This is a genomic window from Streptomyces sp. NPDC006368 (genome assembly GCF_040612535.1).
Taxonomy (GTDB): domain Bacteria; phylum Actinomycetota; class Actinomycetes; order Streptomycetales; family Streptomycetaceae; genus Streptomyces.
On sequence record NZ_JBEXQK010000012.1, the window covers coordinates 44,503 to 57,492 of the forward strand.

The 12,990-nt window shown below is 73.4% G+C and carries 12 protein-coding genes and 1 riboswitch; of the genes, 9 read left to right on the forward strand and 3 right to left on the reverse strand.

Annotated features, from left to right (window positions below; translation table 11 throughout):
* The first annotated feature begins 52 nt into the window (after positions 1-52).
* Together ABZZ38_RS12345 and ABZZ38_RS12350 are read left to right on the forward strand one after the other, a co-directional pair.
* Positions 53-550 (forward strand): hypothetical protein, encoded by a 498-nt coding sequence (locus tag ABZZ38_RS12345; RefSeq protein ID WP_356738536.1) that lies wholly within the window; start codon positions 53-55, stop codon positions 548-550.
* The gene (locus tag ABZZ38_RS12350; protein WP_356738538.1) at positions 547-2,091 is read left to right on the forward strand and encodes a serine/threonine-protein kinase; all 1,545 of its coding nucleotides are present in this window, start codon (positions 547-549) and stop codon (positions 2,089-2,091) included. Before ABZZ38_RS12345 ends, ABZZ38_RS12350 begins: the two co-directional genes overlap by 4 nt.
* 7 nt (positions 2,092-2,098) lie before the next feature.
* Here the strand turns inward: ABZZ38_RS12350 and ABZZ38_RS12355 are convergent, their stop codons facing one another.
* Positions 2,099-2,902 (reverse strand): class I SAM-dependent methyltransferase, encoded by an 804-nt coding sequence (locus ABZZ38_RS12355; protein ID WP_356738540.1) that lies wholly within the window; start codon positions 2,900-2,902, stop codon positions 2,099-2,101.
* Between the two features lie 10 nt (positions 2,903-2,912).
* Entirely contained in the window at positions 2,913-5,327 is a 2,415-nt protein-coding gene (locus ABZZ38_RS12360; RefSeq protein WP_356738542.1) for a YfhO family protein, read from the reverse strand.
* A 126-nt stretch (positions 5,328-5,453) separates the two neighbouring features.
* Between ABZZ38_RS12360 and ABZZ38_RS12365 the strand changes: the two genes are divergently transcribed.
* The 4 genes from ABZZ38_RS12365 (at position 5,454) to ABZZ38_RS12380 (ending at position 8,815) form a co-directional block, all read left to right on the forward strand.
* The gene (locus tag ABZZ38_RS12365; protein ID WP_356738544.1) at positions 5,454-6,407 is read left to right on the forward strand and encodes a glycosyltransferase family 2 protein; all 954 of its coding nucleotides are present in this window, start codon (positions 5,454-5,456) and stop codon (positions 6,405-6,407) included.
* The gene (locus ABZZ38_RS12370; RefSeq protein ID WP_356738546.1) at positions 6,404-6,844 is read left to right on the forward strand and encodes a GtrA family protein; all 441 of its coding nucleotides are present in this window, start codon (positions 6,404-6,406) and stop codon (positions 6,842-6,844) included. Before ABZZ38_RS12365 ends, ABZZ38_RS12370 begins: the two co-directional genes overlap by 4 nt.
* 231 nt (positions 6,845-7,075) lie before the next feature.
* Positions 7,076-7,711 (forward strand): SurA N-terminal domain-containing protein, encoded by a 636-nt coding sequence (locus ABZZ38_RS12375; protein ID WP_356738694.1) that lies wholly within the window; start codon positions 7,076-7,078, stop codon positions 7,709-7,711.
* Positions 7,712-7,720: 9 nt separating this feature from the next.
* Entirely contained in the window at positions 7,721-8,815 is a 1,095-nt protein-coding gene (locus tag ABZZ38_RS12380) for a nucleoside triphosphate pyrophosphohydrolase (RefSeq protein ID WP_356738548.1), read from the forward strand.
* 144 nt (positions 8,816-8,959) lie between these two features.
* Here ABZZ38_RS12380 and ABZZ38_RS12385 read toward each other — a convergent pair whose 3' ends face one another.
* The gene (locus ABZZ38_RS12385; RefSeq protein WP_356738550.1) at positions 8,960-9,094 is read right to left on the reverse strand and encodes a hypothetical protein; all 135 of its coding nucleotides are present in this window, start codon (positions 9,092-9,094) and stop codon (positions 8,960-8,962) included.
* Between the two features lie 233 nt (positions 9,095-9,327).
* Here ABZZ38_RS12385 and ABZZ38_RS12390 point away from each other — a divergent pair, with 233 nt between their 5' ends.
* The 3 genes from ABZZ38_RS12390 (at position 9,328) to ABZZ38_RS12400 (ending at position 12,824) form a co-directional block, all read left to right on the forward strand.
* Positions 9,328-10,584, forward strand: a complete 1,257-nt coding sequence (locus ABZZ38_RS12390) for a cytochrome P450 (RefSeq protein ID WP_356738552.1) — start codon at positions 9,328-9,330, stop codon at positions 10,582-10,584.
* 179 nt (positions 10,585-10,763) lie between these two features.
* A complete protein-coding gene (locus ABZZ38_RS12395; RefSeq protein ID WP_356738554.1) occupies positions 10,764-11,687 on the forward strand; it encodes a transglycosylase family protein in 924 nt (307 codons plus the stop codon).
* A gap of 259 nt (positions 11,688-11,946) precedes the next feature.
* Positions 11,947-12,116: riboswitch (cyclic di-AMP (ydaO/yuaA leader) on the forward strand.
* Positions 12,117-12,119: 3 nt separating this feature from the next.
* Positions 12,120-12,824, forward strand: coding sequence for a transglycosylase family protein (locus ABZZ38_RS12400; protein ID WP_356738556.1), 705 nt, complete (start codon positions 12,120-12,122; stop codon positions 12,822-12,824).
* Positions 12,825-12,990 lie beyond the last annotated feature (166 nt).

The following is a 12,990-nucleotide window of genomic DNA, read 5'->3' on the forward strand; positions in this document are numbered from 1 at the left end:
TTGTTCCCTCTGGTCCGCACCCCTGGAGCGACTCATGCACGGGCATGCGCCCATGACGCCACCGCGCCCCGCCGTAACGGCGGGCGTGATCGCCGTGCGCGTGATCATCTGCGCCCTGATCGTGCTGACGCTCGGCCTGCTCGCCTGGGTGGCCATGCTGCGGATCGCCATCATGCGCCGCTCCGGCCGCGACTGGGCGCTGTTCTGGGGTCAGCTGGTGCTGAACATCGCCTGCCTGGTGAGCCTGGAGCAGCGCCTCGCCGACCACTGGATATCGAACGTCGGGATGGCGGGCCTCCTGGTGCAGATGGCCGGGGTCTTCATCTACTACCTGATCGTCGACATCCGCCATCACCAGCGCGTCACCGCGCCCATGATGCCGGGTCAGTACGGGCCGCCCCCCATGCCGTCGTACGGGTATGGCTATCCGCCCGCACCGGCCTCCGCGCCTACCCCGGCCCCGGCGCCCGTACAGCCCCCGCGCATCGACCAGGTGCGCGCGGAGCTGGACGAGCTGAGCGACCTCCTCCGCAAGGAAGAGGACAAGTGACCGGACGGGTCATCGCCGGCCGGTACGAACTGTCCACCGTTGTCGGCCAGGGCGGCATGGGCCAGGTGTGGACGGCGTACGACGGCCGCCTCGATCGCCGCGTCGCCGTCAAGCTGCTGCGCCCCGACCTCATGGCCGCCGCCACCGGCGCCGAGGAGATGCGCCGTCGCTTCGTGCGCGAGTGCCGGGTCACCGCCCAGGTCTCCCACCCCGGCCTCGTCACCGTCCATGATGCGGGCAGCGACGGCGACGACCTGTACCTGGTCATGCAGTACGTCGAGGGCGCCGACCTCGCCGACCACCTCGCCGAGCACGACCCGTACCCCTGGCCGTGGGCCGTGTCGGTGGCGGCTCAGCTGTGCGGGGTGCTCGCCGCCGTGCACGCGGTGCCGATCGTCCACCGCGACCTCAAGCCGCGCAACGTAATGGTGAAACCGGACGGCACGGTCACCGTCCTCGACCTCGGCGTCGCCTCCGTCATCGACACCGACACCACCCGCCTCACCCACACCGGCTCGCCCATCGGCTCCCCCGCCTACATGGCGCCCGAGCAGGCCATGGGCGGCGCCGTCGGCCCGTACACCGACCTGTACGCCCTCGGCGTCCTCCTCCACGAACTCCTCAGCGGGAATGTACCCTTCGCCGGCTCCACCGCCCTCGGCGTCCTCCACCGCCACCTGTACGAGCCGCCGCTGCCGGTGCGCCAGGTGCGCCCCGAGATCCCCGAGGCTCTGGAGGCGCTGGTCCTGCGGCTGCTCACCAAGGACCCGCAGCACCGGCCGTCCGGTGCGCAGGAGGTGTACGAGGCCCTCGCCCCGCTGCTGCCCGCGCGCGGCGCCCCGGCGGGCCCTCTCGACCCCACCCGCCCGTTCCTGCGCCCGCAGGCGCCCTGGCCCGACCGCGCCACCGCCGCCACGCCGGGGCCGGTCGTGGTGCCGCCGCCCCCGGCCGTGCCGCCCGCCGCCGGCCGCCCGGATGTCGCGGCGGCCGTCGACGAGGTCAAGCGGCTGCTCGGCGAGGGCAGCATCACACGCGCCGTGGACATCCTGGGCGGGATCCTTCCGGCGGCCGCCGCCGAGCACGGCGAGCACTCACCGGTCGTGCGGATCCTGCGCAAGCAATACGCGACGACGCTGATGGACGACGGCCAGTACCGGCGAGCGCTGCCTGAGCTGCGGCGCCTCGCCGACGACCGGGCGGCCGAGGCGGGCCCGGCCGACCCGCAGACGCTGCAGTTCCGCTACGACGCGGCGCTGTGCCTGGAGCAGCTGGGCGAGACGGCCGCCGCGCTCGCCGAGTACCGGGCGGTCCTGCCGTACTACGAGAATGGACCGTCGGCCGGCGTCGCCGACCGGGACCGCGCCTTCGACATCCGCAACCGCGTCGGTCACCTCCTGCTGGCGATGGGCGACCATTCGGCGGCGTACCAGCAACTGCAGAACCTGCTGTACGACACGGAGCGGATGTACGGGCCGTACCACCCGCTCGCGGCGGAGCTGCGGCGCGCGCTGGAACGCCAGCAGCAGATGCGCGGATTCTGACGATCAGTCAGCTCGCCCGGCAGTACGTGGACTCCGCCACCCGCCCGAGCCCCGTGAGGCCGGCCGGGCGGGGCTGGTCGCCGAGGACCACGACCGCGCCCGGCGCGGCGAGCTCCGGCACGGTCGTCAGGTCGTGGTCGCCGTTCACGACGATCACGCCGTACAGCCGGTCACCGACCTCCCCCCGTATGCGCCGGTCACCGAGCCTGCCCCGCACCACACGTGCCCCGGCGTCCACCGAACCGCCGCCGCCCAGCGCCAGGTTGCCCCGCACCACGTCCTCCCGGGCGGGCGAGCCGTCCAGCGGGTCGACCACCGTGACGCGGGCGTCGACCCCGCCGCGCTGGAGCATCCGCCGCAGCGCCGCAGCGAACAGCCCGTGACGCGTGCCGATCTCCAGGACGTCGCCGTTCGGCGGCGCCAGCAGCGGCACGGTCGCGAGCCGCCCGCACACGTCGGACACGGACCCGCCGAGCCCCCCGACGCCGAGCGCCTCCAGCGCCACCAGGTGGCGGTAGGCGACCGTGATGTCGTGGCGCACGCGCTCGCCGCTCCCGCCCGTGACGGCGCGGACCTCACGCACGAGCGTGTCCACCTGGGTGGCGGTGGGCATCCGGTGGCCGTCGCGCCCAGCCTGGTCGAGGAGCAGCCCGAGGCCGTAGCTCTGCCGCCGCAGATCGGCCACCTCGTGGTGCAGGGCGTCGAGGTCGGCCTGCAGCGCGGTCGTGGCGCGCTCCAGGCGCTGCTCGACGAGGGTGAACGCGGGCTTCAGCACCCGCTTCGCCAGCCGGTTGCTCAGAAGAGAGGGCATGCGCCGCAAGCTACGCCGCGCCCTCCCCGCGCGGACCACGGGACGGTGCCGCACCGGTGAAGTCTTGGTGGCGCCGAGGCGACGGTGACGGCGACGGTGACGGCCGTCCGCGCCGCCGCAGCCCACCGGCCGCCGCCACCACCACCGCCATCACGGCCAACGACAGCGCGCCCACGCCCGTACCCGCCCGCAGACCCGGGGGGCGGAAGGAGCAGGTGACCGACGGCTGCCCGGCCCGCACCCGTACGGCCACCAGACCCAGGTACGTGTCGGCCGGGCGGCCCTCGCAGCGCCAGCCCGCGATGCGGGGCGCCGCCAGGACCGCCGTGCCGGGGCGGATGCCCGGTGGCAGGTCGGCGCGCACCCCGTCGCCGGTGAGGTGGACCGCCGTCGCGGCCGTCGCCCTCAGGTCCGCCACGGCCGCCGCCAGCCGCGCCCGGTCCAGGCAGCCGACGCCGCCGGACGACGGCACGGCACCGTGGCCCGTCAGTTCCACCCGCGCCCCGGCCGTGCGCTGCGGCCCCAGCGGAGTCATCGCCGCGCGCCGCTTGGGCAGGCCGCCGCGCAGCGACACAGCAGGCCCGTCGCCGAGCGACGCCGTCCCGGTGAAATCCGGCGCCCACACGAAGACGTCGCTGCCGACCGGGCACACGCCATCGGCGGGGAGGTCGTAGACGCGTGACCCGAGCAGCAGCTCCTGGTTACGGAACGGCGAAGCCCCGTAGCGGAGTTCCCCGGTCCCGCGCCGCCAGGTCACCAGCGGGAGAACCACCTCGCTTCGCACGGCGCCCCCGTCCCGCACCCGTGCCCCCACCGCGAACAGCGCGTCCGTCACCGGGTTGTCCAGCGACTGGAGACTCCGCCCGTGCGACGTCCACCCGCCGCCGAGCGCGGCCAGCGTCCGCGTGAGCACCGCCGGCGTATGGCTGCTGTAGTACGCGGCGCCCTGCCCGCCCACCAGCAGCGGGTCGTTGCCGGTCAGCTGCGGGCGCCCCGGGTCCGTGCGGTGACGCGGCCACCCGTCGGCCCCCGCGACGGCCGCCGCCCGGGCCTCGTGGTCCGCGCCCCACGGCGGGTAGTCGTCCAGCCGGGCCGGCCGCTCCCGGTCGGCGTACGCGGTGGTCGCCGCCGCCTGTCCGACGAGGGCGCCCGCCAGCAGCACAGCGCCCATCACCCCGTACCGCCGCCGCCCCAGGCGTACCAGCGCCATCGCGCCCACCGCCGCGCCCAGCCCGCCCGCGAACAGGGCGAGGGCCGGCACGGTCGCCGTCTCTCCGGAGGCCGCGACGCACGCCACCCCCGCCAGGACCCCGGTGGAGCCGAGCAGTGCGCGCCGCCCCGGCCAGCCGTACGACACTCCCGTCCAGGCGGCGATCACCACCACACCCGCGAGGACGAACGTCTGCCGGTACGGGCTGCCGTTCGGCGTGGCGAACACGTGCCACACCAGATGCGTCGGCCCCCACTGCGACGACAGCAGGACCCCCACCACCAGCCCCGTCCACACCCACCGCTCCCGCGCGGGCGCTCTCCGGTGGAATACCAGTGCCGCCGCGAGCAGCAGCGTGCCCGTGGCGAGGAAGAGGGCCGGGGTGAAGAACCCGTACGTCGCCGGAAGCGTCCGCGCGGCCACCTCCGCCCATCCGGCCGGCCGGAACTCCCGCGTCCACCCCGGGTGGGCGTGGCGCGACCCCAGGAAGACCGGCACCAGCGCCGGCGCCGCCAGCCCGATCCCCAGCAGTACGGTCCCGGCGGCCCGCGCCGCCACCCGCCACCCGCGTACGCCCCGGGCGAGCAGCACCAGCGCGGCGCCGAGCGTCGCCATGTACGCGGTGTAGAAGTTGGCCACCCACACCACCGCCACGACCACCACGCCCAGCAGCGGATGCCGCCCCTCCCGCACCCACTCGCCGACCAGGCACAGCAGCGGGAAGGCGATCAGCCCGTCCAGCCACATCGGGTTGTACGACGCCTCGATGACCGCCCACCCGCACAGCGCGTACGACGCGGCGAGCACCGCGGCGCCCCACCAGGAGCCCGCGCGCTGGGTGAGCAGCAGCAGGGCCATCGCCGCGGCGGCGGCCACCATCTTCACCACGCCGATCACGTACACGGCGAGGTCGATGTCGTCGCGCGGGAAGAGCGCCACCAGCAGCGCGAAGGGGCTGCTCAGATAGGTGCCCCAGTCGGGCAGGAAGCTGGTGCCGTACCCGGACTGCCAGTTCAGCAGCGGTCCGCCGTCGGCCCGCCCGCGCAGCAGGTCCCACAGGTGGGCGTGGAACGGCACGAACTGGTTGCCGAGGTCGTTGACGCCGCGGGTGCGCGGTCCGAAGGGGAAGGTGCGGGCGACGGCGTCACCGGCGCAGACGGCGAACGCGGTGAGCAGCCCGGCGAGCGCGCAGGCCCGGGACATGTGTCTCTGCATGGTGCTGTCGAATATCGCAGCGCCGGAAGGTGAAATCACCACCCTCCCGGGCCAGTTCACGCAATGGTCGCCCTGGCGCCATGTGAACCGTCCGCCGGGGACACGCACGTCCGTTGTCGTACTTCCGTGCTGATCTCGATAGTGGTGCCCTGCTTCGACGAAGAGGAAATCATCGGCCGCTTCCACGCGCGCGTGACCGCGGAACTCGAATCCCTCGGAGCCGAATTCGAGCTGGTCTACGTCGACGACGGAAGCCGTGACCGTACGCTTCCGCTGCTGGAGGAGATGGCCGCCGCCGACCCCCGGCTGTGCTACGTCTCCTTCAGCCGGAATTTCGGCAAGGAGGCGGCGATGCTGGCCGGGCTGCGCCACGCGGCCGGGGACGCCGTCGTGATCATGGACGCCGACCTCCAGCACCCGCCGGAGCTGCTGGGCCGCATGCTGCGGCTGCACGGCGAGGGCTTCGACCAGGTCGTGGCGCGCCGCACCCGCAAGGGCGACCGGGTGACCCGCACCCTCACGGCCCGTGCCTACTACCGGCTGATCAACCGGCTCGTGGACGTGGAGCTGGTCGACGGCGTCGGCGACTTCCGGCTCCTGTCACGCCGTACGGCCGACGCGATACTGGAACTCACCGAGTACAACCGTTTCTCCAAAGGGATCTTCGCCTGGGTCGGATTCCGCACCACGACCGTCGAGTACGACAACGCGGTACGTGAACAGGGCCGCTCGAAATGGACCCTCGGGAAACTCCTCAACTACGGACTGGACGGCCTGCTCTCCTTCAACAACAAGCCCCTGCGGGCCGCGCTCCATCTCGGCCTGCTGCTGGTCTCCGTCGCCGCCGCGTACGCCGTCTGGATCGTCGGTGCCGCCCTGGTGAACGGCGTGGACACCCCCGGTTATGTCACCCTCCTCGTGACGGTCATCGCACTCGCCGGGGTGCAGATGGTCATGCTGGGGGTCGTCGGGGAATATGTGGGTCGTATCTATTACGAGGTGAAGCGCCGCCCGCACTTCCTGGTGAAGGCGGCGAACACCTCCGCGCCGCACCACCACGGGGAGCTCGTACGCCGATGACCGTCCACGGCCAGATCATCAGGTTCGCGCTGGTGGGCGTGGTGAACACGGCCACCTACTACGGCTTCTACCTGCTCTTCCTGGCCCTGACCCTGCCCTATGTGGCCGCGCACGTCATCGCGTTCCTGCTCTCGATGACCGGCTCGTTCTTCCTGAACTGCCGCTTCACCTACCGCACCCGCCCGACCTGGCGGAAGTTCCTGCTCTTCCCCCTCACCAACGCCGCCAACTTCGTGATCACGACCTTCGGCGTCTGGCTCCTGGTCGACGTGGCCGGCTTCTCCAGCCGCTACGCCCCGCTGCTCGCGGCGGCGGCGGCCATCCCCATCACGTTCGTCGTCTCCCGCACGATCATGACCGACCGCCCCGAGCGGCGGCCCGGGCAGCAGCCGTCCCGGCCGGAGCCGGCGACGACCTCCGCGCCCGGCGGCCGGTAGCCCCAGGCCCAGGCCACGGTGGCCGGTAGCCCAGCCCCCGGCGGCCCGTGACGGCGCTCGCGAAGGTCCGGCCGGAGCGGCGCACCCCGCCGCCCGCTCGCTCGTTGTGCGAATCAGTACGCGCAGATACGCGCAAGTAGTGGCTCAGATCACTCCGACTGCCTACCATCGATCACCGCAAGGTCGTTCACACGCACGCACGACCCACGCCGGGAGGCTCCTTTGCACCGCCTGCATCGCCGCCGTCGCACCGCGCTCTCCGTCTCCGCCGCGCTCCTCGTCGCGGCCCCCCTGCTCGCCGCGTGCGGCAGCGAGGCGCACCCAGGGGCCGCGGCCGTCGTGGACGGGCAGCGGATCGAGGTGGCCGCACTCCAGGCGCAGGTACGGGACGTGCGCACCGCCCAGCAGGCGTCGCCGCAGGCCGACCAGCTGATCCGGGCGACCGGGGACCTCAACCGGGAGAAGCTGAACGGCATGATCTTCGACCGGGTGGTGGAGAGGGTCGCCGCCGACCAGGGGATCACCGCCAGCCGCAAGGAGGTCCAGGAGACCCGGCGGGCCGCCGCCCGGCAGAACGGCGGCGAGGAGCAGCTGGCCGCGATGCTGCTGGAGCAGCAGGGCATCGCGCCCGACGAGATCGACGCCGTCGTCCGCCGCAACGTCCTCATGAACAAGATCGCCGAGAAGGCCGGGGCCACCAACACCCCCGAGGGGCAGCAGAAGCTCACCGCGCTCTTCGCCGCCGCGTCCAAGGCGCTCGACATCGATGTGAACCCCCGCTACGGCACCTGGGACCACGACAGGATCCAGCTCGGCGAGTACAGCGCCCCCTGGATCCGCCGGAGCGCCCCGCAGCGCGAGATGTAGGTTCGAGGGGTGAACGCCGACACCCCCGACACCCCCGACACCCCCGACACCGACACCCCCGGCCGCGTCGTCCTGCTCACCGCCAGCCATCGCGTCGCGCCCGGGCTGCTGTCCTGGCCCGCGTGGCAGGTCCTGCACGCCGCCGACCGGGTGCTGTGCGGCGACGAGGGCCACCCCCAGCTGCCGTACCTGCGCGAGGCGGGCGTCACCGTCGAGGTCACCGCGCCCACCGCGCGCGAGCTGGTCGACGCCTGCGCCGGGGGCCGTACGGTCGTCGTCGTGGCGTCCGGCGAGGGCGACCGGGCGCTGACGGACGGGCTGGCCCGGATGGCGGGCTCCGGCCGGGTGGCGATGCCCGACCTGGAGCTGCTGCCCGGCTCGTACGACTTGCCGGGCGCCCGGCTGCTGGACCTCGTCGAGGTCATGGACCGCATCCGCCGCGAGTGCCCCTGGTCGTCGCGGCAGACCCACGAGGGGCTCGCCAAGTACGGCATCGAGGAGGCGTACGAACTCGTCGAGGCCATCGAGGACGGCGACCGCGACGAGCTCCGGGAGGAGCTCGGGGACGTTCTCCTCCAGGTCGTCTTCCACGCCCGGATCGCGCAGGAGCACGAGGAGGAGCCGTTCTCCGTCGACGACGTGGCGGGCACGATCGTCGAGAAGCTCATCCACCGCCACCCCCACGTCTTCGGCGAGGAGCGCGCCGAGACGCCGGAGGAGGTCAAGGAGCACTGGCTGCGGACGAAGGCCATCGAGAAGCAGCGCGCGTCCGTGACGGACGGCGTCCCGGTGGGCCAGCCCGGCCTCGCGCTGGCCGCCAAGCTGGCGAGCCGCGCGCGCACCGCCGGGCTGGACGTCGAGGTGCCGTCGGGCGAGGGCGTCGGGTACGAGCTGCTGGCCCTGGCGGTACGCGCCGAGGCGGCCGGCGTGGACCCGGAGGCCGCGCTGCGCGCGGCGGGCCGCGCCTACCGGGACGCGATCCGCGCGGCGGAGAGCGGCACCGCCCCGCACGCCGCCGACGAGGTCCACGGCGCGGACGCCGAGGAGCACGGTGCCGGTACCGAGGGGCACGTCGACGCCGAGGGCCGGGGTCACCGCTCCTGAGGGGCGCGGCGCCGCTCCGGACGACGCCGGGGCGTACGGCGTCGACGTCGGGAACGACGGCCTCGATGCTGAGGGGCACGGTGCCGGTGATGAGGCGCACGGGCACCGCCCGGAGCGGCACGACCCCGGCATCTAGGGCCGGGGTCACCGCCCCTGAGGGGCGCGGCGCGCTTCGGACGACGCCGGGGCGTACGGCGTCGACACGGCCTCGATGCTGAGGGCCTCGGCGTCGACGTCGACAACCACGGCGTCGACGCCGAGGGGCACGGTGCCGGTCATAAGGCGCACGGGCACCGCCCGGAGCGGCACGACCCCGGCATCTAGGGCCGAGGGGCACGTCGACGCCGAGGGGCGCGGCGCCGGGAGCGCGAGCGCGGTGGCACCGGCTCCGAGGGGCAGAGCGCCCGTCCGGGGGCGCCGCGCCTCCGGGTCCCGCCCGCGCGGGGAGCCCCGTGCCACCCGTCGCAGGGGTGGCGTGCCCCGCGCGGCGGGCGCGGCGTTAACGTCGAGGAGTGAACGACCAGCCCGCCCAGGACCCCGCCGCTCCCGAACTCTTCACCTGGGAGTTCGCGTCCGACCCCTACCCGGCGTACGCCTGGCTGCGGGAGCACTCCCCGGTGCACCGCACCAAGCTGCCCAGCGGGGTCGAGGCCTGGCTGGTCACCCGGTACGCCGACGCCCGGCAGGCGCTCGCCGACCAGCGGCTGAGCAAGAACCCGGCGCATCACGACGAGCCCGCGCACGCCAAGGGCAAGACCGGCATTCCGGGCGAGCGCAAGGCCGAGCTGATGACGCATCTGCTCAACATCGACCCGCCGGACCACACCCGGCTGCGCCGGCTCGTCTCGAAGGCGTTCACGCCCCGCCGTGTCGCGGAGTTCGCACCGCGTGTGCAGGAGCTGACGGACCGGCTCATCGACAACTTCGCTACAAAGGGGAGCGCCGACCTCATCCACGAGTTCGCCTTCCCGCTCCCCATTTACGCCATTTGCGACATGCTCGGCGTCCCGCCGGAGGACCAGGACGACTTCCGCGACTGGGCGGGGATGATGATCCGGCACGGTGGCGGCCCGCGCGGCGGGGTCGCCCGGTCGGTGAAGAAGATGCGCGGCTATCTCGCCGAGCTGATCCACCGCAAGCGGGAGGACCCCGGCGAGGACCTGATCTCGGGGCTGATCAAGGCCTCCGATCACGGCGAGCACCTCACCGAGAACGAGGCCGCCGCGATGGCGTTCATCCTCCTCTTCGCCGGGTTCGAGACGACGGTCAACCTGATCGGCAACGGCGTGTACGCGCTGCTGCGCCACCCCGAGCAGCGCGCCCGGCTCCAGGAGTCCCTGGCGGCGGGCGAGCGCGGGCTGCTGGAGAGCGGGGTCGAGGAGCTGCTGCGGTACGACGGGCCGGTGGAGCTGGCGACGTGGCGGTTCGCGACCGAGCCGCTCACCCTCGGCGGTGAGCGCGTCGCGGCCGGTGACCCGGTGCTCGTCGTGCTCGCCGCCGCCGACCGGGACCCGGCGCGGTTCGCCGAACCGGACACGCTGGACCTGGCGCGGCGCGACAACCAGCACCTGGGGTACGGACACGGCATCCACTACTGCCTCGGCGCCCCGCTCGCCCGGCTGGAGGGGCAGACCGCGCTCGCGACCCTGCTGACCCGGCTTCCGGACCTGCGTCTTGCGGTGGATCCTGCCGATTTGCGGTGGCGCGGCGGGCTCATTATGCGTGGACTGCGCACGCTCCCGGTCGAGTTCACCCCCTTTGGGAACTGACGGCTCGTCAGTTCTGTGATCTTCGCGTAATCCCAGGTGCATCGACTTGTGACTGACGTTCGAATGCCGCTACGTTCACCGTCACCTCAGCAGTCACGCGAAAGGCACACCGCATGCGCTCCGGGAACGGCCGGCACCGACGACCTCGTCAAGCTCCCGCCATCATCGTGGCGGCGGGGGTGACCGGATCCGCACTCGCCCTTCCGCTGCTCGGCGCGGGCTCCGCGTCGGCGGTGGACGCCGGTACATGGGACCGGGTGGCCGAGTGCGAGTCCGGCGGGGCGTGGAGCGCCGACATGGGCAACGGCTTCTACGGCGGGCTCCAGATCTCGCAGGAGACGTGGGACGCGTACGGCGGCACGCAGTACGCGCTGCGCCCCGACCTCGCCAGCCGCGCCCAGCAGATAGCCGTGGCCGAGAAGGTCCACGCCGCCACCGGCGTCAAGGCGTGGGAGACCTGCGCCCCCATCGCCGGCCTGGGCGGCGCCGCCGACGCGCCCGAAGCGGACGCCGCGCCGGACACCCCGTCCACTCCGGCGGCGCCCGACCCGGCCCTGCCCGTCGAGCCCTCCGACCCGGCGGTGCGGCCGGCGGACCCGGTGGAATCCCTGCTGCCCACCGACCCCGCCGGGGCCGCCCCCGCGACGCCCGCCCCCTCCGGCGACACCCCGAGCGGCGCCGGCAAGCACCGGGGCGAGCCCGCCAAGGACGAGCGGCCCACCGGCGACGCCACGACCGATCCGGCGGCCGGCCCGACGGCGGGCGCGTCCGTGGACCCGACGGCGGACCCGGCGGCCGGCCCCGCGGCGCCCAACGGTGAAAACGCCACCAGCGCCGACAATTCGGTCACCGAGCGCGAAATGGTGCGCCACGCCTCACGGGGTGACGGAACGACACGCGATCCGGCCGCCGTGGCCGACGCGGCGGAGGCGGACGGCGCGTACACCGTCCGACCCGGGGACAACCTGTCCGTCATCGCCGACGCGCACGAGCTGCCGGGCGGCTGGACGGCCCTGTACGACGCCAACCGGGAGGCCGTGGGCGACGATCCCGACCTCATCCTCCCCGGTCAGCGCCTCGATCTGGACGCCGCGCGAGGGTAGTTGGCACCCCTCTGTCCTGTTCTGTACAAGTGAGACAAGCGTCTCTTTGTGCCAACTGGCGACACCTGGCCCGAGACTGGCACCTTTCCGCCCCTCACCAGGGCAAATGTCCGTCAAGGGAGGGTCGATAGGGGTGCATTGAGCGGGATGTCCGTCTTTGATCTCGGGCGGGCTCTGTGTCTACGGTCGTGACTGCTCGCCATCGCGGGCCCCGCCGACCGGAACGCCGAATCCTGCCGCCGGCCGTCGGGAACAGTCGTCGCGTCATGCGCCGAAGGCAGGAGCGGGGGACCCAAGGTTTGCGCCGGTCCCCGGCCGTCGGAAGACGGCCGGACCGGCTTGGGGTGAAGCCGCGCGAGACGATCGCGCGGCCGGGCAGCTCACGCCCGAACCCGACAGCTCACCTCGCAGGCGTCGGTGAGGAGATGTCCCATGCTGTTCTCCGGCAAAGCCAAGCACCGTCGCCCCTCCAAGGCCGTCCGTTTCGCCGCGTTCGCCGGTATCACCGGTGCCGCCGTCGCCGCCCCGCTGCTGGGCGCCACGTCCGCCTCGGCCGCCACCACCGCCGAGTGGGACAAGGTCGCCCAGTGCGAGTCCGGCGGCAACTGGTCCATCAACACCGGCAACGGCTACTACGGCGGCCTGCAGTTCTCGGCCTCCACCTGGGCCGCGTACGGCGGCACCGCCTACGCCGCCACCGCCGACCAGGCCTCCAAGTCGCAGCAGATCCAGATAGCCGAGAAGGTCCTGGCGGGCCAGGGCAAGGGCGCCTGGCCGTCCTGCGGCGTCGGCCTGTCCGGCGCCGCGTACGACGGCGGCTCCGCCGAGCAGAGCGCCCCGCAGCAGCAGGAGCGCGCCGCCGAGCAGCCCGCCACGCGCAGCGAGCAGCGCACCGCGCCCAAGGCCGAGCCGAAGAAGGCCGCGCCGAAGGCCGAGTCGAAGACCGTCACCACCCCGACCGGCAAGAAGGTCGAGAAGGGCGACGGCGAGTACAAGGTCGTGGCCGGCGACACGCTCAGCACCATCGCCGCCGAGAAGAAGGTCGCGGGCGGCTGGGAGAAGCTCTTCCAGCTGAACAAGGACATCGTCGACGACGCCGACCTCATCTACCCGGGCCAGCAGCTGCACCTCCGCTGATCCGCTGATATCCGGCAGGCCGACATCCGGCCTACGGGACGACCCCGGCCCGGCCGCGCCCTTCCCCCGCGCGCCCGGCCGGGGTCTCCCCGTCCGCGGTGGTGACCGGGAGCGGCCCAGCCGGTTACCAGCCGGTAAACATTGTGCGGGTTCGCCCCGGAAAGAG

Coding starts and splice junctions, on each gene's coding strand:
- ABZZ38_RS12400 (WP_356738556.1), top strand. CDS start 12,120: ATGCTGTTCTCCGGCAAAGCCAAGCACCGTCGCCCCTCCAAGGCCGTC.
- ABZZ38_RS12355 (WP_356738540.1), bottom strand. CDS start 2,902: ATGCCCTCTCTTCTGAGCAACCGGCTGGCGAAGCGGGTGCTGAAGCCC.
- ABZZ38_RS12345 (WP_356738536.1), top strand. CDS start 53: ATGACGCCACCGCGCCCCGCCGTAACGGCGGGCGTGATCGCCGTGCGC.
- ABZZ38_RS12360 (WP_356738542.1), bottom strand. CDS start 5,327: ATGCAGAGACACATGTCCCGGGCCTGCGCGCTCGCCGGGCTGCTCACC.
- ABZZ38_RS12370 (WP_356738546.1), top strand. CDS start 6,404: ATGACCGTCCACGGCCAGATCATCAGGTTCGCGCTGGTGGGCGTGGTG.
- ABZZ38_RS12385 (WP_356738550.1), bottom strand. CDS start 9,094: ATGACCGGCACCGTGCCCCTCGGCGTCGACGCCGTGGTTGTCGACGTC.